Origin of the sequence: Shewanella sp. HL-SH5, assembly GCF_051163755.1 — a bacterium.
Classification (GTDB): Bacteria; Pseudomonadota; Gammaproteobacteria; order Enterobacterales; family Shewanellaceae; genus Shewanella; species Shewanella glacialimarina.
In genome coordinates this window covers 436,642-461,303 of record NZ_CP195038.1, presented here as the reverse complement: position 1 = coordinate 461,303, position 24,662 = coordinate 436,642, and the positions used below count along the sequence as shown (strand labels likewise).

Annotated in this window: 18 protein-coding genes; 9 read left to right on the top strand and 9 right to left on the bottom strand. The window is 42.5% G+C overall.

What is annotated here, in order from left to right; all coding sequences use genetic code 11:
• Positions 1–78: 78 nt before the first annotated feature.
• Positions 79–1,080: an NAD(P)H-quinone oxidoreductase gene (locus ACRWQM_RS01940; RefSeq protein ID WP_434931085.1), complete on the bottom strand. Its 1,002-nt coding sequence runs from the start codon at positions 1,078–1,080 to the stop codon at positions 79–81.
• 210 nt (positions 1,081–1,290) lie between these two features.
• On the opposite strand from ACRWQM_RS01940, the gene ACRWQM_RS01935 reads away from it, so the two are divergent.
• Complete coding sequence (locus ACRWQM_RS01935) at positions 1,291–2,034, top strand: substrate-binding periplasmic protein (protein ID WP_434931084.1); 744 nt, start codon at positions 1,291–1,293, stop codon at positions 2,032–2,034.
• A gap of 76 nt (positions 2,035–2,110) precedes the next feature.
• Here the strand turns inward: ACRWQM_RS01935 and ACRWQM_RS01930 are convergent, their stop codons facing one another.
• The 7 genes from ACRWQM_RS01930 to ACRWQM_RS01900 all read right to left on the bottom strand — a co-directional run bounded on the left by ACRWQM_RS01930 (position 2,111) and on the right by ACRWQM_RS01900 (position 9,227).
• Positions 2,111–3,217, bottom strand: a complete 1,107-nt coding sequence (locus tag ACRWQM_RS01930; RefSeq protein ID WP_434931083.1) for a glycosyltransferase family 9 protein — start codon at positions 3,215–3,217, stop codon at positions 2,111–2,113.
• Between the two features lie 8 nt (positions 3,218–3,225).
• Positions 3,226–4,002 (bottom strand): glycosyltransferase family 25 protein, encoded by a 777-nt coding sequence (locus ACRWQM_RS01925; protein ID WP_434931082.1) that lies wholly within the window; start codon positions 4,000–4,002, stop codon positions 3,226–3,228.
• A 67-nt stretch (positions 4,003–4,069) separates the two neighbouring features.
• Positions 4,070–4,915 carry a glycosyltransferase gene (locus tag ACRWQM_RS01920; RefSeq protein WP_434931081.1) on the bottom strand — a complete coding sequence of 282 codons (846 nt, stop codon included), beginning with the start codon at positions 4,913–4,915 and terminating at the stop codon, positions 4,070–4,072.
• Positions 4,916–4,952: 37 nt separating this feature from the next.
• On the bottom strand, positions 4,953–5,906 hold the full coding sequence (rfaD, locus tag ACRWQM_RS01915) for an ADP-glyceromanno-heptose 6-epimerase (protein ID WP_434931080.1): 954 nt from the start codon (positions 5,904–5,906) through the stop codon (positions 4,953–4,955).
• Between the two features lie 57 nt (positions 5,907–5,963).
• On the bottom strand, positions 5,964–6,971 hold the full coding sequence (locus ACRWQM_RS01910; protein ID WP_434931079.1) for a glycosyltransferase family 9 protein: 1,008 nt from the start codon (positions 6,969–6,971) through the stop codon (positions 5,964–5,966).
• A 129-nt stretch (positions 6,972–7,100) separates the two neighbouring features.
• Complete coding sequence (gene ssb / locus ACRWQM_RS01905) at positions 7,101–7,805, bottom strand: single-stranded DNA-binding protein (RefSeq protein ID WP_434931078.1); 705 nt, start codon at positions 7,803–7,805, stop codon at positions 7,101–7,103.
• Between the two features lie 54 nt (positions 7,806–7,859).
• Complete coding sequence (locus tag ACRWQM_RS01900) at positions 7,860–9,227, bottom strand: MFS transporter (RefSeq protein ID WP_434931077.1); 1,368 nt, start codon at positions 9,225–9,227, stop codon at positions 7,860–7,862.
• Between the two features lie 287 nt (positions 9,228–9,514).
• Between ACRWQM_RS01900 and uvrA the strand changes: the two genes are divergently transcribed.
• From uvrA to ACRWQM_RS01875, 5 genes are all read left to right on the top strand, one after another.
• Positions 9,515–12,400: an excinuclease ABC subunit UvrA gene (gene uvrA / locus ACRWQM_RS01895; RefSeq protein ID WP_434931076.1), complete on the top strand. Its 2,886-nt coding sequence runs from the start codon at positions 9,515–9,517 to the stop codon at positions 12,398–12,400.
• 36 nt (positions 12,401–12,436) lie between these two features.
• Entirely contained in the window at positions 12,437–13,477 is a 1,041-nt protein-coding gene (locus ACRWQM_RS01890; protein ID WP_434931075.1) for a M20/M25/M40 family metallo-hydrolase, read from the top strand.
• A gap of 195 nt (positions 13,478–13,672) precedes the next feature.
• Positions 13,673–15,544 carry a DEAD/DEAH box helicase gene (locus ACRWQM_RS01885; protein ID WP_434927320.1) on the top strand — a complete coding sequence of 624 codons (1,872 nt, stop codon included), beginning with the start codon at positions 13,673–13,675 and terminating at the stop codon, positions 15,542–15,544.
• A 188-nt stretch (positions 15,545–15,732) separates the two neighbouring features.
• Complete coding sequence (locus ACRWQM_RS01880; RefSeq protein ID WP_434931074.1) at positions 15,733–16,803, top strand: hypothetical protein; 1,071 nt, start codon at positions 15,733–15,735, stop codon at positions 16,801–16,803.
• Positions 16,804–16,812: 9 nt separating this feature from the next.
• The gene (locus tag ACRWQM_RS01875) at positions 16,813–17,382 is read left to right on the top strand and encodes a LemA family protein (RefSeq protein WP_434931073.1); all 570 of its coding nucleotides are present in this window, start codon (positions 16,813–16,815) and stop codon (positions 17,380–17,382) included.
• A 100-nt stretch (positions 17,383–17,482) separates the two neighbouring features.
• Here the strand turns inward: ACRWQM_RS01875 and ACRWQM_RS01870 are convergent, their stop codons facing one another.
• The gene (locus ACRWQM_RS01870) at positions 17,483–18,445 is read right to left on the bottom strand and encodes a DMT family transporter (protein ID WP_434931072.1); all 963 of its coding nucleotides are present in this window, start codon (positions 18,443–18,445) and stop codon (positions 17,483–17,485) included.
• Between the two features lie 237 nt (positions 18,446–18,682).
• Between ACRWQM_RS01870 and ACRWQM_RS01865 the strand changes: the two genes are divergently transcribed.
• From ACRWQM_RS01865 to ACRWQM_RS01855, 3 genes are all read left to right on the top strand, one after another.
• Positions 18,683–19,786 (top strand): phosphoribosylaminoimidazolesuccinocarboxamide synthase, encoded by a 1,104-nt coding sequence (locus tag ACRWQM_RS01865; RefSeq protein ID WP_434931071.1) that lies wholly within the window; start codon positions 18,683–18,685, stop codon positions 19,784–19,786.
• Between the two features lie 508 nt (positions 19,787–20,294).
• Entirely contained in the window at positions 20,295–21,347 is a 1,053-nt protein-coding gene (locus ACRWQM_RS01860) for a porin (protein ID WP_434931070.1), read from the top strand.
• 33 nt (positions 21,348–21,380) lie between these two features.
• Positions 21,381–24,629, top strand: coding sequence for an ExeM/NucH family extracellular endonuclease (locus ACRWQM_RS01855; protein ID WP_434931069.1), 3,249 nt, complete (start codon positions 21,381–21,383; stop codon positions 24,627–24,629).
• Positions 24,630–24,662: the final 33 nt, after the last annotated feature.

The following is a 24,662-nucleotide window of genomic DNA, read 5'->3' as shown; positions in this document are numbered from 1 at the left end:
TCATCCAATTTATATTTGATAACTGCAGATTAGCTTAAATTTTTCATGCTTCAAGTTTTTATCAGATCTTTCTGAGTTTTAGTCACACAAGTTTAAAATTATTTTGCCTTTATGCATACCTGACTCCATATATTGATGAGCTTGAACCACCTCATTAAACGCAAACACTTTATCAATGGGTGGCGTAAATTGTCCGCTTTCAAGTAACGGCCAAACATGCTGCTTAAGCTCTGCGGCAATCTGGGCTTTTGCTACTACACTTTGTGGTCGTAACGTCGAACCAGTCCATATAATACGTTTAGCCATTAACCTGAAAATATCAACCGTTGCTTTAGGCCCTCTTTGCATCGCAATTGATACCATTCGTCCATCCATTGCGAGCACTTTTAAATTTTCATTAATAAAATCGCCACCCGCAATATCGACGACCACATCAACACCTTGATGATGAGTTAGCGACAGAATAGACTCTGCAAAGGATTGGTTATTATAGTTAATCGCATGCGTGGCACCTTGGCTAAGGCAGAACTGGCATTTATCATCGGTGCCTGATGTGGTAAAAACGTTTGCACCAAGCTGGCTGGCAAGCTTAATCGCCGTGCTACCAATGCCGCCTGACCCTCCATGCACTAACACTGTTTCACCCGCTTTTAATCCTGCCCGCATGAACACATTGCCCCAAACCGTAAAAAAGGTCTCAGGCAGCGCCGCAGCTTGAATAAAACTCCAAGCTGCAGGAATGGGTAAACAGTGTGCAGCAAAGGTATTAACTTGTTCTGCATAGCCACCACCGGGCACTAGGGCACAGACTCTATCCCCAATATTCCACTGGGTAACATCATCCGCTATCGCAATGATAACGCCTGCCACTTCTAAACCAAGAATAGGACTTGCGCCCTCAGGAGCGGGATAGGCTCCCATACGTTGTTTAATATCTGGGCCGTTGACGCCTGCAGCGTGTACTTTTATGCAAACCTGACTTGATTGTAAAGGTGCAAGACTACCGCTACCTAGCCGCATGACATTAGCATCTCCAGGTTGATCAAACACCACCTGCTGTATCATTTTATTCTGAAGCATACTTTTAGTCCTATAATTTAAATAAAAACCACTAACCAAGAGATCGCAACAATATGGTAAAAAAATACCAACACAAACGAAAACTTATTTATCTTTGGTTACCTAAAGAAAAAATTGTTTAATTTATAATCGAAAAATATTGATCAAATAATATGGATAGCTAAAATAGCGCCCCCAGAAGCACTCAAGGCACCTATGTTACGAGCCACTATGTCAAAAAAGTCCGTATTAAGCACTATTGTTACTTTGATAATATGTTGTTTTCCAGTTTCCGCAAAGACTATCCATATAGCCTCTGATGTGTGGTGTCCTTATATTTGTGACGACCAACCAGGTTATCTAGTTGAAATAGTACAACGAGCCTTTGAAATCCAGGGGGTACAGGTAACTTTTGTACCCATGCCGTTTAACCGTGCATTAAAAGAAACTCAAGTTGGCAATATTGACGCAGTTTTAGCCATATCAAAAAGTGTGGCTGCTGAACAAGGTTTACTTACTGGGGAAACTGTTGTCGGTGAGGTAAGTAATGATTTTTTTACTGTTAACAATAATCCCTGGAGATATGAAAAACTGAGTGATCTTTCATTACAATCTATTGCAGTTATTAAGGGATACGATTACGGCGAAGCATTAGAGTCTTACTTGTCAAATAATCAGCAAATATATTGGGCTGTTGGTGATAAACCACTGTCGATGAATATTATAAGAATGATCAGAGGGCGGCACCAAATTATTATTGGTAATAGATATGTTATTCAATACACCGCTAGACAACTAAAATTGTCTGAACAAATAAAATATGCTGGTTCCATGCCAGATAAAATCAGTTTATACGTTGGCTTTAATCTTAATAAACTGATCAAAGCACAACAATTTGATCTAGGTGTAAAGACACTAAAATCTACGGGGGAATACCAAAAAATTCTCGATAAGTATCAGATCCCATCAGATTAAAGTAGACCGAATTTACTTATAAAATGCTCACTATCTCTTTGAACATTTTATAAGCCCTTTCTATATCAAAAAATAACTATTTAATACACTTACTCAATTGGATCTTACAGGCATCAATCACAGTGTCAGTGGTAACTGAACTGGCTTTGCCTGTGCCCTCTAAAATAAGGCTGTCACCCAAAGGCTGCCACAATTTAAAGTCACTTGCCATAATGGTCACTTGAGGTACCTTCATACTGACTGCCAAATGTGCTGTTGCAGTATCGACACTCAAACAGAAGTCACATTTTGCCATTAAGGCTGGTAGCTGAAAAAAGTTTTCTAGCGCAGTAAAAACCTGAATTTTTAAGGCTAATAACTCTTTATCAGCCTCTACATCCTGCTGTACTGACATCAATTTATTCGGTGGAGTATTGATGATAAATACCACTTGCGGATAAAGCTGAGCTAACGTCAACATCACCGTCTTTAACTGGGCCCAGGGATAATCTTTCTTATCCGCAGTCGATAAATGATTCATAAAACAAATTAGCTTGGTATTATCTTTACCAGTTAAATCATCTATAAGTTGCTGGGCTTGCTGGGTGTATTTCTCTTCCGGCTGGATCATCAGTTGGGTATAGCCAGACACCAGATCTGATGTGGTTAACCCTAAAAGCTGCTTAAAACACTCAGCATATAACTCAGTAATATGCTGGGTAGAATCAGCAATATCATCGTAACTAATCACCCCATCTAGTTTATTAAAATAAAGCCAATTACTGAAAAAATTCGCCCCACTTGTGGTCGCAACACTGAGCGCTTGTTTAGAAATAGTGCGTGCTAACTTTGCATATTGAGTTGAACGGTTTTTGCCCACAAACACAATAACATCATAATTTTGTTGCTGGGCCTTAGTAATGTATTGCTCACGCTCAGCGATATTGGACACAATAGGATATATATCACCAAAATCACCAATGGCATTAATCCACTCGGTTAAAATTTGATTGCGTCCACCTGCCCACTCATGCGGACTACGTCGACAATCGTCAAACCAAATATCAATGGTCAAATGGGGATATTTCGCTTTTAACGCGGATAACCAGACACCTTGGTAGACAAAGTCCCCAATGGCCAAGTGAGTCATATAAAGTACTTTTTTAGCATTAAGTAGCTGCTGATGGCTGATTAATCCGCTCACGTTATCCCTTACTTCAAACTGTCTTTAAACTGGTTAAAATGCTTGTCTAATGATGGTGTCACTAGCATACGTTTAAAGGCTCTAGACCAATTCAAACGCAGTTTTGTGAGCTTGCGTTGCGGCATTTTCTCTAAACTCCCCACAGGATTGATATCTGAAAGCCCTGCCAGGTCGACTGATACACAATAAGGAATTAGCCCAAATGGATAAATACCCAATGACCACCACGATTTAATATGTCCATCCACTGGCTCAACAATATAAGGCATATTTTTTAATAGCGACTTAGCACCTTGCTTACTTATCACTTGCGCGACCGCACTTATCGGAAACTTATGGTAACTGACAAATTGGTGACCTTGATAATCAAATGAATCTCTAATGTTACTCCCACCACCACGACGTAGCGGATACAACTTAATAAAGTCCCAATTTGCATGGGGTAAGTTTGCCATTAAATTAACTACGTCAGCGAAGTTGTCTTCTAAACCAATGTCATCTTCAAGCACAAAGGCGAAATCAAGATCATCGTCAATGATTTTCTGCCAAGCGCGTTTATGACTTAGGGAGCAACCAATTTCGCCCTTACCCAAATCTCTATGGTAGCTTTTTTGCGCTAATAAGCGTGGTGAAACGGCTTCAATTTGTTCAGCAGTTAGTGTCGCACCATCCACCCCTTCAATACGTTCAAAAGGAATGTCTTGCTGTTGTAACTGTGCAGAAATAGCCTCTAACCGCTTTGGTGAGCGATTAAGGTTAATGACAAAGACTTTATATTTAAGCAAAATTGATCACTCCAGATAAATTGCGCTACCGATATTGCCTATCGCGCGACTCGCCACAACCAAAACACTAAATAGTGACAAACTTCTTAGCAAGATAGTTCAACATAAATTTAGGTAGCTTATAACGTTTATGGGCTTTATTGATAAAAAGATCCCAGCCGCTTTGCTTAATTTCCACCAATGTTTCACTGGCAATCAAATGCTGATTCAATTCGCAAAAATCATTCACAAACCGTACTTCACGCTTCAAAGAAGAATTAGTGTATCCACGACCTGCATAATGAATAAAGCTGGCATCGCGATAGCCATCATGCCCTAGCACATCCATACGATTAAATTCTGCATCAATACTTTGATACTTTAACCCATCTCGCTGGATCAGATAATTGATGTAGGTTTGCTCATAATATTTAATGTGATTACAAACCTGTTGTAAGTCTTCTAAAGTGGCGATGTCGAATAATTTGCTTTGATTCGAGATCAGCATACAGCCTAGATTAAAATACACTGGGCGACCATTGACTTGCGGCCAATCAGCGACAGGCCCTTTTATGGCAAATATTTTATCGAGTACAGGTTGGCGCTCTAACAAAGCGCCTTCATTGAACATATAAATGGTTTCCAGGTCATCGTATTGTTCAAAAATATCCTTTGCGTGTGGAGTGATAATAATATCAGCATCGACATACAAAACTCGATCGTATTCTTTTAGTAGCTCTTTAATATATAGCTTTTCGGTCCAAGCTGGACTAGCGGTATGCTGAGGGTCTTGTATGTTGATTGGATAATGAAATTGGTCAGACACAATTAAGTCTGCACCCACTTTTTCAGCATAAAGCTTAAATCCGAGTAACGCTGCGTTATACATTGGATTGGTATCACCAATCGCCAGCGTAAAAATAGCCTTTTTCATTTAATTTTCCAGATAACATCAAACAATTAAAAACAATTTACTGTCCAATAAAGTGCTGCGCTTTCAACCAATCTAAGTACTCAGGCACAGCCTGCTCTACTGTCTTAAATTGGTGCTGGCAACCTACCGCACGAAGCTGAGTTAAATCAGCTTGAGTGTAACTCTGGTATGCACCTTTTAGCTTATCTGGAAACGGAATATACTCAATATGGCCTTTACCATGATAGTCAATTACCGCATTTGCAACGTCATTAAAACTTTGTGCTTTACCAGTACCGCAATTGAAAATCCCCGATACTTTGGCGTTTTGCCATAACCACAAATTGACTTGAACCACATCTTCAACAAACACAAAATCACGTAATTGCAGACCGTCGCCGTAACCATCAACCCCAGCGAATAAACGGCACACGCTATTGGCTTTTATTTGGTTATTAAAGTGGAATGCTACGCTTGCCATGCCGCCTTTGTGTTGTTCACGCGGGCCATAAACATTGAAATAACGTAATCCAGCCACTTGCGTAGTTAGCTTTTGCTGACGGACATATTGATCGAATAAAAATTTCGAATATGCATACACATTAAGTGGCTTCTCCACTTCACGTTGTTCAACAAAAGTCTCGCTGCCACCGTATACCGATGCTGATGACGCATAGATAAACTGAACATTGTTAGCCTGACAAAAATGCAATAAAATTTTCGAGTATTCGAAGTTATTTTCCATCATAAACTTGCCGTTCCACTCAGTGGTGGATGAACAAGCACCTTGGTGAAAAATAACCTCAACCTCATAATCTAACTGGCCTGATTTTACTTGAGCGAGAAAGGCATCTTTATCTAAATAGTCAGCAATTTCGCAATCTGCCAAATTGAACATTTGAGTGCCATCAGTTAAATCATCTACCGCAATAATATCGGTTCTGCCTAATTGATTTAATGTCTTAACTAAGTTACTGCCAATAAAGCCTGCGGCTCCAGTAATTACGATCATATTTTTGTTTCCACTGAGTTGGATTAATTTTGTTTAAACAAACTATTCAAATTTGGCTTATTTAGCATAATGTCGATTTAAAAATTCACTGATATTTTCAGCCGCTTGATCAACATCAACCAAAGCCATATTTCGGCCTGTACGGCGACCAACAGGTGGCGTAAATGCCAGCCTTTTAGCTGGCTCTGTTAATGTTTGCCATTTCACTTTAGGTTGAGATCGCCGCCCAGCATAAAAGCCCACCGTTGGAATATTATGCAGTCCAGCAATGTGCAGCGGTCCTGTGGAGCCCGCAATAAACATGTCTGCAGCAACAATTGAACGGGCAAAATCAGCCAAACTTTTCAGCGGCGTCGCTAATTCAACTTTAATTTTGGTCTTCTTCAACATAGATTGAATGTTAAGCGCCAGTGCTTTCTCATCACCGTTGTAAGTTAGAACAAATCGACAATCTAAACTTGTAAGCTTATCAATTTTTTTGATAAGTTGGCCAAAATGTTCAACCGGCAAGCTGCCAGATGAACCACCCGTACCGGGGTGAATAAATATTAACTTTTCATCATTTTGTTGCTGATAATATTTGCGCCACTGCTCACGTTCAGAATTAACATCCCATAATTGCGTCGGTAACGCCGGGATCGATATTTGGTGATTATTTAGAAATTGTTCCGCCAACATGTAACTACCACGCCAACAGGGCTCACCTTTTTTATACTGAGTGTTAGCGCGGTGGGGGTACAGATATTGAAACCAGCCATGATTAGGCGCAATTTTATATGGAATAGCCGCTTTGGTAACTAAACGATAAATGCGTAAGTCAGAATGCGACACGATAACAGCATCATAATTATTCGCCTTAATTTGCTCGACTAACTGGGTATCATCGCCGGTATCAACCACCACATCGTCAATATAAGGACAAGTCAGCGCAAAGCTTTTCATCACAGGCGCCACAAAGACCTCAATACGCGTATTGGGTAGCGCTTTTTTCAAAATATAAAAAGCAGGCCATGTGAGAATAAAATCTCCAATCTTGTCATGACGAATGAACAGAATTTTTTCCATCATTATCTTCTTTCTCAGATTGTCTAAGTCATCTAAACAGAGTTTACAGACCAAACATATAAAAGAGAAAGACCTGCAAGCAGGCCTTAAAGTTCAGTTAACTTGCGTTAAGCATTAACAGCATAAACCCTAGAACGGAATATCATCATCCCAACCTTCATCCAAATCAGGAGTGAAGTTTTGAGCAGGCTGAGGCGCTGGGCGCTGTGCTGGTGCTGCATTTTGTTGAGCTTGTGGTTGATAATTACCCTGTGGAGCTTGTGGCTTTGGTGCATAAGCAGGTTGTTGTGGTGCTGGCTTATTTTGCTGAGCATAACCGCCTTGAGCAGGCGCTTGTTGGTAGCCACCCGCTGAGTTTTGATGACTATCCTGGTTTGAACCTTGGTTAGCACCCGCTTGATTGTACTGAGGCTGGGCTGCTGGGCGTGGCGCTTGTGGAGCGCGTTGCTGTGGAGTTTGATCATATTGGTTATTATCTTGACCTGCACCGCTATTGCGGCTGTCAAGCATTTGCATTTCCATCGCATTGATTTCAGTTTTATAACGGTCTTGACCGGTAGTTTGATCTTGCCACTTACTGGTTTGCAATTTGCCTTCAAGGTAAACCTTTGAGCCTTTTTTAAGGTATTCGCCGGCCACTTCAGCTAAACGACGGTACATAACAATGTTATGCCATTCAGTACGCTCTTGTAGCTGACCTTGTTGGTCTTTCCACGACTCACTTGTCGCGACAGTAAAATTGGCAACGGCATTACCATTTGGCATGTAACGTACCTCAGGATCTTTACCTAAGTTACCCACTAAAATGACTTTATTCACACCACGACTGGCCATCGAAATCTCCTGCGATTATCTTTTCTATATACTTATTCGGTTGATCAAAATGATCTAATTGACAGAGCCTAACACAGCTCTGGCTTCGCTTAAATTGAAATCGTCATTCACCTTTAAATAGGCGACTTTGTCCTCAAGTACCACTATTGCTTCGGCTACACCGGTCAAATTTGATAACTGTGCGGCCATTGTTTGTGCATGGGGCCTATCTTTTATATTGGCTTCAAGGGTATAACTTTTTAGCAGTACGGGTTTAGCCATACCAAAAGTCAAAAATAGCCACAGTGTCATTAGCCCAAGCGCAACAAAAAACACCCCAGAGGCACCAACCAACTGATAGGCTCCGCCACCTAACATACCACCACAAAACGCCCCAAGAAACTGACTGGTAGAATACACTCCCATTGCAGACCCTTTATCACCCACTGGGCAAAACTTGGCGATCAAGCTAGGCAATGAAGCTTCAAGATAATTAAAACCGGTAAAAAATAATACTACCGCCCCACTTAGCACCCATAAATTATTAGCAAAAATCCCCATAGCACCTAAGGATGCCATCATCAATAACAGCGAAATTTGAAACATGGTTTTGGTGTTATTCTTTTTCACCCCGATAATGATCAATGGCACCATCAAAAAGAATGCGCCAATAAACGCGGGGAAATATAACATCCAATGTTTTTCTTTAACTAAACCGGCATCGACCAAATCTAATGGTAATGCAACAAACACCGCAGTTAATACTAAATGCAAAATAAAAATACCTGCATCTAGGCGAAACAACTGCGGGTCTAGCAGCATTTTTTTGAGTTTGGCGGGTGCTGCTAAAGTATCGCCTTTAGGGGCTTGACTGATAGGGTTTGGCACCAAAAATTGCACTATCACAATACCAACAACGGCTAACACTGCCGTCAGTAGAAATATACCAGTTAAGCCAAGATGCTGTGCCACTAAAGGGCCAAGCAAAAGAGAGAGTGCAAAGGAAAAACCAATACACATACCAATAACGGCCATCACTTTGGTACGTTGCTCATCACGGGTTAAGTCAGCCGCTAGTGCTAAAACAGCAGCAGCTATTGCGCCCATCCCCTGAACAGCGCGGCCAAATACTACGCCATAAATATGATCAGATGATGCGGCAATTAAACTGCCAATGGCAAATACCACTAACCCAGCCATAATTATCGGTTTGCGGCCATACTTATCAGACAGTATACCCATCGGAATTTGTAACATAGCCTGAGTGAGTCCATAGGCACCTATGGCAATACCCACCCAAAGTGGAGAGAATCCTTCAAGGTGTTGCCCATATAACGCAAATACCGGCATGATCATAAATAGCCCCATCATCCGTAAACCAAATACACTGGCTAACGAAAACGCGACCTTTTTTTCAATGCCCGACAGCCCATTACTGGCCATTCAAATACCTTTTTAGCAATTCTACGAATCGCGCATATTACCATAGCCTGAATCACATGCTCAAAAGGAAATCACAGTTTGAGAGTTAAAGCTGAATTTAAAATATCACTAATCTATTTTTGGGTTCTATTCGTACTAGCCAAGACGACATACCACTATGATAAATAATCTGTGTTTGTTGAACTTTTAAGGTAAATCACCTAGAAAGATTAACAGCCCCTTACAGCTTGTGCTTAATGTGCGATACTAAAACCCATTTTGCCCCATAGCGAACATAGAGCGAGTAAATGGACAATATTGAAATCCGCGGTGCCCGAACCCATAACCTTAAAAACATCAATTTAACCATCCCTAGAGATAAGCTAATTGTTATCACAGGATTATCTGGTTCAGGAAAATCGTCATTAGCCTTCGATACTTTGTATGCAGAAGGCCAGCGCCGCTATGTCGAGTCTTTATCCTCCTATGCGCGCCAATTTTTAAGTTTAATGGAAAAACCTGATGTTGATCATATCGAAGGATTAAGCCCAGCAATTTCGATTGAGCAAAAATCGACCTCGCACAACCCACGTTCAACGGTTGGCACAGTGACCGAAATTTACGATTACTTGCGACTATTATTTGCCCGTGTGGGTGAACCACGTTGCCCCACACATGCGCAACCTTTAGCAGCACAAACCGTCAGCCAAATGGTCGATAAGGTACTCGCATTACCAGAAGACAGCCGTCAAATGCTTTTAGCTCCTGTGATTAATGATCGCAAAGGTGAGCACGTAAAATTATTAGAAAGCTTAGCTGCCCAAGGTTATATCCGCGCCCGAATTGACGGTGAAGTTTGCGATTTAACCGACCCACCAACGCTTGATTTACACGTAAAGCATACTATTGAAGTGGTGGTTGACCGTTTCAAAGTGCGCCCAGACTTAAAACAACGTTTAGCTGAATCATTTGAAACCACATTAGAGCTGTCCGGTGGTATTGCTAAAATTGTCTCAATGGAAGATGACAAGACTGAAGAACTGATTTTTTCAGCCAACTTTGCCTGTACCCATTGTGGCTATTCGATGACCGAACTTGAGCCGCGTATTTTTTCATTCAATAACCCGGCGGGTGCTTGTCAAACCTGTGATGGTTTAGGGGTACAACAGTTTTTTGACCCAGAAAGAGTGATCACCAATAGTGAATTATCTTTAGCAGGCGGCGCAATTCGCGGTTGGGATCGTCGTAACTTTTATTACTTTCAAATGCTCAGTTCATTAGCTGAACACTACAAATTTGATGTTGAAGCCCCTTTTGAACAGCTCAATGACAAAATCAAAAAGCTGGTGCTATACGGTTCAGGTAAACAAAGCATTGCCTTTAAATACATAAACGATCGTGGCGATGTAGTGGTGCGTAATCACCCCTTTGAGGGCATTCTCAATAATATGGATCGCCGCTACCGCGAAACTGAAAGTAACTCGGTACGTGAAGAATTATCTAAATTCATCAATATGCAGCCTTGTAATAGCTGTGGTGGTTCACGCTTACGTGAAGAAGCCCGCAATGTGTTTATTGGCGATCTCAACTTGCCACAATTGACCACCTGGTCAATTGGCGAAGCAAAAAGCTATTTTGCTGAATTAACCTTTGATGGCCAGCGGGCACAAATTGCCGATAAAATTTTAAAAGAAATTGGTGAGCGTTTAGGCTTCTTGGTTAATGTCGGTCTTAATTATTTAAGCTTATCCCGTTCGGCTGACACCTTATCAGGCGGTGAAGCGCAGCGTATTCGTCTTGCCAGTCAAATTGGTGCGGGCTTAGTCGGAGTAATGTATGTGCTCGATGAACCCTCAATCGGCTTGCATCAACGTGACAATGAACGTCTATTGCATACCTTAATGCACCTGCGTGATCTAGGTAATACCGTCATTGTGGTAGAGCACGATGAAGACGCGATACGTATGGCTGACCATGTGATTGATATTGGCCCTGGCGCAGGGGTTCATGGCGGGGAGATTATTGCAGAGGGCACCTTAAACGATATTCTTAATTGTGCTGAATCTGTTACAGGTCAGTATCTGTCAGGCAAAAAACAAATTCACATTAGTGACCAGCGCACTCTAATCGACCCAAGTAAAGTCATCGAACTCTTTGGCGCAACAGGCAATAACCTGCAAAATGTCGACTTAACTATTCCAGTCGGCCTATTAACCTGCGTAACCGGTGTATCGGGTTCGGGTAAATCGACCCTGATTAATGATACTTTCTTCAAGATTGCCCATCGCATGCTCAATGGCGCAACGGTAGATGAGCCAGCGCCTTATAAAGAAATTAAAGGCATGGAGCATTGCGATAAAGTCGTCGATATTGATCAAAGCCCAATTGGTCGAACGCCCCGGTCAAACCCTGCAACCTACACCGGTATTTTTACCCCAATACGGGAGATATTTGCCGCGACTCAAGAGTCCCGCACCCGGGGTTATCTGGTAGGTCGTTTCTCGTTTAACGTCAAAGGCGGTCGCTGTGAAGCGTGCCAGGGTGATGGTTTAATTAAAGTAGAAATGCACTTTTTACCCGATGTATATGTGCCTTGTGATGCCTGTAAAGCCAAGCGTTATAACCGTGAAACCTTAGAAGTAAAATACAAAGGCAAAAACATTCACGAAGTCCTGCAAATGACGATTGAAGAAGCCCGCGTGTTTTTTGATGCAATTCCTGCAATTGCCCGCAAATTACAAACACTGATGGATGTCGGTTTGTCGTATATTTGCTTAGGGCAAAGTGCGACAACTCTATCTGGCGGTGAAGCGCAGCGTGTCAAACTGGCTAAAGAACTGTCAAAACGCGACACAGGCAAAACCTTATACATTTTGGACGAGCCAACAACTGGGCTTCATTTTGCTGATATTCAACTACTATTAGATGTATTACACCGCCTTAAATCCCACGGCAATACTATTGTGGTGATTGAACATAACTTAGATGTGATTCAAACAGCGGATTGGATTATCGATTTAGGCCCAGAAGGCGGCTCCGGAGGCGGGACGATTTTAGTCGCAGGCAGCCCTGAAGATGTGGCCGAGCACCCAACATCCCACACGGCACGGTTTTTAAAGCCGATGCTGGCATTACATAAGCAGCGTGCAGCACATAATAAAGTTAGCAAAACTAAAAAAAGCACTAAAAAATAATCACAGTCGATTCATTCCCTTTACGGAGAGCACCAGATGACAAGCACGCTTCAATCTGCCTTTCCGCTAAAGGGAAATACCCGCCTTTTACCAATAAATATCAGCATCCTCACACGCCCTAAGTTAATCCCTCACTTAATGTGTATCGCATTGTTAATCATGCTAACAGGCTGCGCCAATACCGCTTCAATAGATTGTAATTTGCCGCCGCAACATCAATGGGCCAACCAGTCCCAAATTATTGAAGATATCCGCACGCTTACCGCCATAGAATTTAGCGGCCGTAAAACCGGTACCCAAGAGGCAGTTTTGTCACAAAACTACCTGGCTCAACGTTTTACTGACATTGGTTTAATTCCTTGGCAGCAATCCTTTAAAGTCACTTTTAACTATCAATACCAATTTAGCCAACTGCAAGGGGTTAATATGATAGGCGTCATTCCTAGCCGCGTGCCATCAAACCGCTGGCGAGTGATTACCGCCCACTATGATCATTTAGGCCAACAGGGTAAGCGTATTTTTCATGGTGCTGACGACAACGCTTCTGGTGTAGCAGGCTTGCTGGCTATGGCAAAACAATGGCAATTAACCGGCTTAAAAGATATTAATCTCATGTTGGTTGCCACGGACGCTGAAGAGCAAGGACTATATGGTAGCTATGGATTAGTAGAGCAGATTATAGCAACCCCTGATATGGAGGTTGAACTTGCAATGAACTTAGACATGATTGGCCACCCCTCAAGACCGCGGGCAATCTATATAGAAGGCGAGCAAAACTTCAGCCACTTTAGCCAGACACAAGCTTGGCTAAGTCAACAGCATCAAATGTGTATCCGACTAAGTTATTCAAAATTTAACACCGCGGGTATAAAGCGCATGAACTGGCTAAAAGCTTCCGACCACTACCCTTTTCATAAAGCGGGTATTCCCTGGATATATTTTGGCGTACCACCGCACAGCAAATACCATACGGTTGATGACACCATAGACACGCTAAATATCGACTTCCTAACCAGCGTAACGGAAATGGCCTTTAGCTTTATTACACAAACTAACATGCAGTTAAAAGAAAAATAACCCAAAAATTAAGTTTAAATAAGGCAATAATCAGGCCACATTGAATTATTTATTATATTTTATATAGTCAAACCGCAAAATGGTTGCTATAATATCGCCCTTTCGGCGCGGGAAATCGACACGGGGTTGATTTTCTGTCTGTGAAACTCAGCACGAGCATCCGAATTTCGTGCACATCCACAAGGCTACAACCCAATGTCATCCAATGAAAGAACTTTCCGCGAACTCGGCCTGTCTGAGAACTTGTTGCGTGCTCTAGACGAATTAGGCTATGAGAACCCAACACCCATTCAAGCAGCTAGTATCGACCCGCTTATGGCAGGACAAGATATTATCGGTCAAGCGCAAACTGGTACTGGTAAAACAGGTGCTTTTGCATTACCACTGCTTAACAAAGTAGATATCAATCTAAACGCCCCTCAAATATTAGTATTAGCACCGACTCGTGAGCTAGCCGTTCAGGTAGCAGAAGCATTTGGTAGTTATGCTAAACATATGAAAGGCTTCCACGTACTGCCTATTTACGGCGGCCAAAGCATGCATCAACAATTAAGCGCCCTTAAGCGTGGACCACAAGTGATTGTAGGTACACCTGGTCGTGTAATGGATCACATGCGTCGTGGCACATTAAAGTTAGATTCATTAAAAGCATTAGTGCTTGATGAAGCTGATGAAATGTTAAAAATGGGCTTTATCGATGATATCGAATGGGTATTAGAGCATAAGCCAGCTAACAGCCAACTTGCATTATTCTCAGCCACTATGCCTGAGCAAATTAAGCGTGTTGCAAGCAAGCACTTAACCAACCCAGTTAATATCAGCATCGCGTCTAGTCAAGCAACGGTTGAGTCAATTGAGCAAAGCTATGTTCAAGTATCACAACACAATAAACTAGAAGCATTAGTACGCGTATTAGAAGTTGAAAACACTGAAGGTGTGATCATTTTCGTCCGTACCCGTAATAGCTGTGTTGAGTTAGCTGAAAAATTAGAAGCACGTGGTTATGCTTCATCACCATTACATGGTGATATGAACCAACAAGCACGTGAACGTGCTGTCGAACAGTTAAAAAGTGGCAAGTTAGATATTCTAATTGCGACTGACGTTGCGGCCCGTGGTCTTGACGTTGAACGTATTGGACACGTAGTTAACTACGATATCCCATATGATACAGAAGCTTATGTTCACCGTATTGGCCGTACTGGCCGTGCGGGTCGTACAGGTATGGCAATTTTGTTTGTGACAAGCCGTGAAATGCGTATGCTTCGCACAATTGAACGTGCAACAAACAGCCGTATTGCACCAATGAAAATTCCTACACCAGAATCGGTTGCAGAGCGCCGTTTATCTCGTTTAGGTGAGCAAATTCAAGAAACCTTAAACGGTGACTTAGATTTCATGAAAAATGCCGTTGCAGAATTATGTACTCAGCTAGAAATCGATACCGATTTATTAGCCGCGGCGTTATTACAGCAAGTGCAGCAAGAGCGTCCACTTCAATTACCGCCGATCCAAGAGCGTCAACGTGATTCACGTGATGAACGTAGTGACCGTAATGACCGTGGTTCTCGTGATGGTGGCGATCGCCCTCGTCGTGAACGCAGTGAGCGCAGCAACCGTCCATCAACACCAACTACATTTGGTCAACCTGAAGGATTAAAAGATAATCCAGACGTGAAAATGAACCGCTATGTAATTGATGTGGGTCGTGAAAATGGTGTAGGTGTGGGTAACATTGTTGGCGCAATTGCTAACGAAGCTAACATCGACAGCCGCTATATTGGTCAAATCCAGTTATATGATCAAGTGACTACCGTTGATTTACCAGATGGCATGCCAAAAGACGTGTTAACTCACTTAAGAAAAGTGCGTGTTTGTGGTCGTCCACTTAACATTCGCGAAGCCGGTGATGAAGTTTTCGTTGATTCTGGCCGTGGTGCAGCTGCACCTCGTCGTCCACGTGGTGACCGCCCATCAGGCGACCGTCGTCCACGTACTGACCGCCCAGCTGGTGACCGTCCTGCTAGTGCAGAACGTCGTCCACGTAAACCACGTGACAATGGTTAATTACCAGTAAATCATTCAGTTATCTGAATAAAAAATGGAGCCTAACGGCTCCATTTTTGTTTTTACTCTCGGTTATGCCAATCTCATAAAATATAAAGGTAACTGCCCGCATAATGTTAACGCTTTACAGATTAATTCTGCCTTGTAATATACCTACACTATCTTAAAAAGAACAACCTACTCCACCTATGTCAGCATTCAGCCCTGAAGTTAAGTCTCTATCAGATAAAAAAAGAATGAATAATAAAGCCCTGACTCAGTTTATTAAAAAATTGCAGGCGAAGGTGTCTGACTCAGAATCTATTGCGGTTGTCACAGAATGTTTAGACAACGCCATCGCGTATCCACACCAACTTAAATACCGCAACACGCACTTATATCTCGGCATACTAGCCGCCATTATCGCCAGCATAGGATATTGGTTCCACCTTGAGACTCAAGGTCAGTTGTATCGTTATACTCACAGTGACTTTGTTATCTTTGCTCTGTGCTTACTGTCACTCATAGCAAGTATTTTTACTGTATTTAAGCGTCAAAAAAGCCTAAAGGATCTCTCTAATTTACTCAGAGATGAAGCCCTAAAGCATCTTTACAATATGACAGATTGTGGAGCGACATTTTTAAATAAAGCTGAACATAAATTTGTCGATTTTAAACGAGGTAATTATTCTCAAAATGTTGAGTGGGGAAAAGAAATCGATTTTAACTCTGAACTAGGATTAATTCGTGCCTCTGTGGTTTACCATCACTATGTCGATAGAAGAACAGAAACCTATCAAGAGTCTGACGGTAAAGGCGGAAGCAGAACGCGCACTCGCACCGTTTATGATCACTACTATCGCCAAGGAGTGATTTTCCCCGCAATCAATAACACGAGTCATTTAGTGATGAGCAAAAGCAAGTTGCCTAAGCATTGGCAACAACACTTTATGCCTGCCTCGCGGGAATTTGAGAAAAAGTTTTACCTGCAAACAAACTCTGAATTTAATGCAGCGAAGTTTTTAGAACCGGCTGTGGTAGTTGCGTGCGAACAATTAGCCCATAAGCTCGATGATCTCACCATTGAATTCGCCTATGATGGCAGTGTGTTGATCAATCAAAAAAATACTCATTTACTTAATCCGCCCATGGATTATGACATTAGTTCACCGACAAAATTTAAACAAGAACTGCTCAATGAGACCTCATTGTTCACCGTAAACCGTATTTTTGGCTTTGTGAATCAAATCATCAAACACAGTGCTAACCCATTATATTAAGGATAAATTATGCAATCGTCTTTCATTATCATCGCTATTCTGGTTGTCGTCGCCATTGCTGTTTTCAGTATTTATAACGGTATTATTAAAGAGCACAACGCGGTACAGCGGGGGTGGGCTGACGTGTTAACGCAAGAAAGACAACGGGGTCGCATCATGCCAGAATTGGATCGCGTGCTGCAGCAACACCAAGATTATGAAAAAGAGTTATTACCTAAAATCACTGCTCTGCGCCAAGGGATTAATGCGCTACAAGACAATAATATTGATACCCGATTACAAAGCAAGGTCGATCAGGCATCACAAGCATTAATCAAAGGCATTCATGTGGCTGTTGAAGCTTATCCAGAATTGAGAGCGTCGGAGTCATTCGCTAAATTTATGTATGAAGTGACCGAACAAGAAGACAATGTAGGCGCGGCGGTAAGAATTTTCAATCAAAACGTGGCTAACTTTAACGCCTATATTCAGTCATTTCCGAATAACCTTGTTAATCGCTTTTTTAATAAAAAACAGGCTATTGAAATTTTTACCGACAGCAAAGCCCAAGCTGAGTTTGAGTACAAACCTAAGTTTTAAATTGTATCGAACGACATTAGCGCGAACATGAGAAACCTGCATCATACCCTGTCACTATTATCTGAACTCAGGCTGATGCAGGCATAATAGAATAGCAAACTTAGCTCACAAGCCGTTTAGCTGCTTTACGCTTCAAATATAGCGGCCATATTTGCACCGCAAACACTGAACAAATAATCAACACTATGCCCATTAGCGATAGTGCGTCCAGGTTATCTGCGCTAAATACCCCATTCCACCAGCCAAAACTCACCACTAACGCCGTTGAACTGAAACTTAGCACCGGGGTTAAGGCTAGCATGGCGCTAACCTGAGCCGTGGGCCAATACTTCATCGCCTGACCAAAACAGCCGTAGGCAATTAAGGTATTGGCGCCGCAAAAAATAACTACCATCCAGTTAGATGAATCCATTAATGCAAAATGACTAAAGTCACTAAACGGCGCCATAGCAAAAATGCCCAGCCCATAGATAAACAGCAACACATTACTGGGTGATAATTTACCGCCTAATGATTTTTGCAATAAGGCATAGCTGGTCCAAGACAATACCGAAAATTGCACAATCATCACCCCGATGACTATTTGATGATTGTCAGTATTGCCGAAATTTAAGTTCGGATGAAAAAACATCAACATACCAATAGCTAACGTCGCAAAACAACTCAGCTGCATCGCATTTAAGCGTTCTTTAAATAATAACACTCCACCAAAAGCGAGAAAGAAGGGAGCGGTTTGAAAATTCAGTTGCGCTGTGCCAGGGGCAAGATAGTCGAGCGAGTAAACAAACGAGACATAATTGAACATCAACAAAATACCGGCAAGGCTTAATTTGAGCCAGTCGCTGCTGATTAAAACACTAAATTGTTTCAGCTTACCAAAGCGCCATTGCAGTAAAAATGTCACCACAAACGCCATGACAAATCGAAACCAGGTCAAGGTTACGGGGTCAATAAACTGCCCTGACAATTTCAACGCTATGGGTAAAATGCCCCAAAAAAAGACCGCAATGGAAACAAAAATCAGACCTAACTTGGCGGCGTTATCGACTTGGGTATTGGTCACGTTATTGACTCTTTATTTTACAAAATTGAATACTGCCTGATATGCGAATACCTGTCAGCTAATATTACGGTCTGCTGGCGATATTGCTTATTACGGTCAAAATTATGTCCATGATTGTTCTGTTATCAAAAAAGCCTATTTAACCCTAGCCTTTTTACGTGGCAAAACTGAGGAATACGGGTAAAATAGCCGCCATCAAAAATAGCCCTTACACCTTCAACTAGAGGAATACTCGTTATGAGTCTTGCCGATTCCGTTTTAGCCGTTAATAACGATTTACCTATCCGCACAGACAAACCCGTGCATAGCGGTAAAGTTCGCAGTGTTTACTGGCTAACAGAAGCTGATAGTCGTCGTTTAATTAAAGACAAAGGCTATAACGTACCTGAAAATACCCCGCTTGCTATCATGGTGATCAGTGACCGAATTTCCGCTTTTGATTGTATTTTTCATGGTGAAGGCAATTTACAAGGCATTCCAGGTAAAGGCGCGGCACTGAACGCCATTTCAAATAACTGGTTTAAGTTATTTGCTGAAAATGGCTTAGCAGACAGCCATATTCTGGATATCCCGCATCCATTTGTATGGATTGTGCAAAAAGCCCGTCCGATTAAAGTTGAAGCTATTTGTCGTCAGTACATTACCGGTTCTATGTGGCGTGCTTACGCTAAAGGCGAGCGTGAATTCTGTGGTATCACCTTACCCGAGGGATTAAGCAAAAATCAAAAATTACCTGAGCTATTAATCACGCCGTCGACCAAAGGCATTTTAACCGGTATTCCAGGCGTGCCTGCGCAAGATGATGTCAACATTAGCCGCAGTGATATTGAAGCCAATTATCAAGCGTTTGGTTTTGAACAAGCTTCTGATATCGACTTATATGAAAAACTTCTCAAGCAAGGCTTCAATGTTATTTCAGATGCGCTAGCCAAATTAGATCAAGTCTTTGTTGATACCAAGTTTGAATTTGGTTATGTCACTGATAAAGATGGTCACTCGAAACTGATTTATATGGATGAAGTCGGTACACCTGACTCTTCACGCATTTGGGACGGTCCTGCTTATCGTGACGGCAAGATCGTCGAAAACTCAAAAGAAGGTTTCCGCCAGTTTTTATTAAACCATTTTGACGATGCCGACATTTTATTAAATAAAGACAGAATGCCTGAACGCGAAGCTTTAGCTCGCGATAATGATTTACCGTTAGCGTCGATGATGTTGGTGTCAGAAACCTATACTGGTGTAGCTGAAAAAGTGACCGGTAAAAAAATCACTTTATCATCTAACCCGAAAGCTGACATTATTGAAATTCTAAAAAACCAGTACGATCTTGTCGACTAGCTTTTAGATATTAGCTTTAAAATCGATAAAAAGGATGACACTACGTCATCTTTTTTGTTAGCTTGCCTATCTTAATAATTACAACTTAAATAAGCCCCATTAATTCTCACATCATTTCATACGAGACACATCCGACCACGTTCTTCCTTAAGCGACTGATTTTTAGAAACCTAAATACACTAAGCTTGCCCCTTGTTCTCTGTGGAAGCCAATAAACCTCTTTTTATCTTTTTTGACAAATATTTATGTATGCGAAATGTGACTAAACATCCTTTTTTTTGTTGTCAAACTCTGTAACAATCGCACCTCAGGTTAATACAAATTAGCAATAATATTATAAAAATGGGGTTAATAAATGAAATATGTAATAAAGGTATTGGCGATTTCGCCATCGAATGCTCCACCTCTCTGAGCCGTTAGCAGTTTACGAATTAATAAATAAATATTTTTAATTTTGAGTTTAGCCTTCAAATATAGGCTGACAAATTACTAATCGGAAGTAACAGCAATGTTAAAAAAATCAATAATTGCAATCGCTATTGTCACTATGTTTAGTGCAGGTTCAGTAAGCGCTGTAATGCTAGAAGGTGACAGTCAAGGCGACAATGTTCGCTTATATGGCGAAGTGGGTGTCGGTGGGCATTTTGATACTCACGCAGATTACAACCACAATGAGTTCTACGATACCAAGGGCTATGTAGATGATAGCTTCGCCACCATGGGCGTAACCGGGCAACGTCAACAATTTACCTATCGTCTTGAGCTCGATTACCAACGCCGTAACTGGCTAGGCGGAGACGGTGAGTTCGAATTGGCCATCGACAAAATGTACGTAGGCTATGCCTTCACCGAACAACAGTGGATCGAGCTCGGCTTGACCGATACAGCATTCGACGATTACGACCACTTCGGTGATTTTACCTTCAACAAGTCCGTTGAAACCGGTGAAGCGGGTGACCAAGAGAACACAGTTAAGTATCAAGCTGAATTTGAAAATCTAATTTTCGGAACTTCTTACTCATACGATGGTGAACACAAGAGTGGTGCGCTACAAGGTGACATCATTAACGGATACATGGGGTGGATGTCTGATCTGCTATCTGTTGTGGTTGGCCTAGAAACGCGCGGCGGCTCTAACGGGATCAGTAAATATGGTGAGCAGCAACAGATAGGTTTCGGTGCACGCCTGAAACTGATGCCAGATTTATCTATTGGTTTAAATGGTTTTGTAGAAGATGAAGACTTATCAACACGTAAGAGCGGTGACGTATACCTAGATTATCAGACCTTCCGTAATCAGGGAGTAACGGTAAGTGCTAAGTACGACCTGAACCAGCACTGGGAAATCATCAGCTCGGTAAACCACGAAGAGTACGAGGGCTGGGATCTTATTAGTCCTAACTACGACTACTCTGAACTGCCACCTGAGTACGGAAAAGAGCGTCAGTGGGCCAGTTTAGGTTTTAACTATCGTCCTGCCCGCGACATCGTACTGTCCCTAGAAGGCCGAGTTGGCGAAGCCCCTGAAGCAGCCTACGCTTATGCGCGTATGTACTTCTAGTCCGAATTGAATTCAACTTTTATAGAGTTTACTATGAAAAAAAGTTTCCTATCGCTGGCCATAGCCAGCACCATCAGCATGGGCGCCTTCGCTGGCGTTCAAGACCTGCTGATCACCGAAATGACCCAAAGTGCCGATGCTAATGTTGGCGCGGTTGAGATCACTAATACAGGCTCTGATGCCTTCACTTTTACTGATGATATTACAGCTTTCCAACGCTCTGACGGTAAGTATGACAACGAGTTACTCAACGCTGATGCTAAGCCGCTGTTGAGTGGTCAGACGCTTGCCTCCGGCGCGTCTATGGTTATTGTTAATAGTCGATCGACTGAAGAGTTTCGTAATGCTATTGCGACTCAAGGTGGCACAGTTGTTGTCTCTACATATGACAGCAGCAATAGGTATAACAACCTGTTCATGACCAGCAATGACGGCTTTTTCCTGAAAAATGGTGATACAGTTATTGATCGTGTTGGAGCAGTGAATGACGGTAGCAAGTGGGCACCGAATACCACTTTACGTCGTAAACAAGCCGCTGATGGCAACAATCCCGCTCAATCAGGCACCTTCGATGCGACTAAGTGGCAGAACATCTTACCAATGAGATTTGATGATTTAGGTAAATCAGAGCTGCCCGCTGCTGATGCTGCCGACATCATGGATATTTTCACTTGTCCAACGGATAAGAGTGAAATCATGTCTCCTAGCGAAGTTCAGGGGACAGGCTTTACCTCGCCTTTAATTGCTGAAGGTAAGACTGAATCAGATGAAAAAGTTGCCGTAGAGGGGATCATCTCAGTTAAGGTTTCTATCCCTAACGAAGGCTTCTATCTTCGCAATCTTGTTTCTGACAACGACTCAGAGACTTCCGATGGTATCTTTGTTAGCTCTAGCGCTGCTGGTGATCTAAAAGTAGGTCAGACTGTTTGTGTTGGTAGTAAAGTAGCTGAATACCAAGGCCAGACGCAACTGTCAGCTGATACTGCATTTAGCTGGAACGTGACTGATACTAACATTCTAACGCTGCCTACAGATATTGAGGTTATTAGCGCTGATAACGGCTCTTTCGATAAGACCCTAGAACGCTATGAAGGTATGTTGGTTAACTTGCCTACAGATCTGGATCCTCAGACTGATGGCGACCAAGATATGCGTATTGCTCGCAGCTTCAGCTACAACTACCTGTCAACTCCTAACGGTCGTAACAACATGGTGGCGGCTTATAAGCGTCCTAATTTACAGCCTAACCACTTGCATGTTGCTGGAAGCCCAGAGTCTAAAGCGGCTTATGAGCAGAACAATGACTATCGTTTAGTGATTGAAAGTTCGCCTAAATCCAACGGCACCGAGTTGCCTTATTACGCAGGCTTTAACAGTGACCCACACACTAACTATATTCGTATCGACGATAGTCTCGTTAATGCGCAGGGTGTGATCAGTCAATATGAAACCGAGCTGATCCCTGGCACTGATAAGTATGACCAGGACTACAGCCTGACCATAACCAATCAGTTGACGAGTGATAACTTTATTCACAACCTACCGCGTACTAAGAAACCTGACCTGAGTGACACAGTGGCAGAAGATGAGTTTGCCATCCGTGTTGCCAGTCAGAACCTGTTTAACTTCTTTAACTCTCCTTTCGGTGGCGACAATAACAACTTTGGTCAGAGCCGAGGCGCTGATACCTACGATGAATACATTCACCAGAGAACTAAGCTGGTAGAAATTATTCGTGCTCAGGATGCTGATGTGATGGCCCTGATGGAGATTGAAAACAACGGTTTTGGCAATGACAGTGCCATTGCAGAGATTGTGAACCAGGTCAATATCCAGTATGTGGATGAGCGCGCCCAGGATTACAATGGCCCTACCTCTACTGAAAACCGTTATGTGTTTGTTGGTTTTGACAACAACGGCAATCAAATGCTGGATAATCTAGACGCCATTGGTTCTGACGCAATTGCTACAGGTATCATCTATCGCCCAAGCAAGATGAGCATTGAGCGCACTCGCGTTATCCCAATGCCTCAGCAAAGAGCGCCTACTATCGTCAACGACTTAGGTGAGGTGATCAAAGATCAAAATCAAGAGATCTTAGAAGACGGTCAAAACTACCACCGCGATGCCTTGGTGGTAACCTTTATCGTTAACCAAACAGGCAAGCGCTTGACGCTAGCTGTAAATCACCTTAAGTCAAAAGGCTCTACTTGTTGGGAAGAATGGCAAGGTCTTGAGTTTGGCAATGCCACAACTTGGAACAACCGTGAAGCACCCGATCTAGATTACCAAGGGTCTTGTGCCGAGTTCCGCGTAGCCGGTGCCGTGCACTTAGGTGAAGAGATGCTAGATGTGCGTGGGGATAAGATCATCCTTGGTGATTTGAACGCCTATGGTAAAGAAGATCCTGTACTGGTTCTTACCGAGAACCCACGTAATAAGACGATCGTCACTGCTAGCCACACTTTCCTTGGGCCTAAGCCTCAGTTTAACGAAGATGGCTCTCCAGTCACTATCACTAAGACGTACGGCTACATCGATATTGTCGGTGAAAAGTTTGAAGAGAAGGGTAAGACGCCTTGGAGTTACTCTTTCAGTGACGAAATAGGATCGCTTGATCACATTTTGATCTCGCCTTCTCTGAAAGATCGCGTGATTGATGCCACTGACTGGCATGTTAACGCTGCAGAGACCGGCCTGTATGACTACCAAAACAGCTTTAAAGGTAGTATCGACGGTACTGGCGCGCATAAGTTTTACAAAGCGGACATGTATCGCGCGTCGGATCACGACCCTGCACTCATTAGCCTTAGCTATAAGCCTGGTGATGCGGATGCTGACGTGCCTCTGAACCTGACAAAACTGAATAAGCTGATCAAGGTCCCTTACCAGATCCCGACCGATATTTCTGCTCAAGTGGGCGATATCGCAACTATCAGTATGAGTCCTTATGATGATGAACAGCGTTTAGATTTGACCCAACTGCTGCTGCCTAATGTGGTCCTTTCTAATGGCACGACAGCTTTGGTGAATTTCGAGGTCTTCGGTGCGCCATCAGCTATCTACAACGTGACTGTAAAGTTAATGCGTAATGGCCAACTTGTAGAAGGGTCTCAGCAAACATTCCTAGCGAAGGTATCTAGTCGCGACTCTTTGATTGCCGACATTGTCGAAGAAGAAACCGATAACACTGGTGGTAATGGTAAAGCTGGTAGCGCCGGCTTTATCAGCTTGTTATCCCTGTTCGGATTGGCAGCGATTCGCCGTCGTCTGCGCAAATAAGCGATCAACTAGATAATGAAGCGCCTGCTTTCG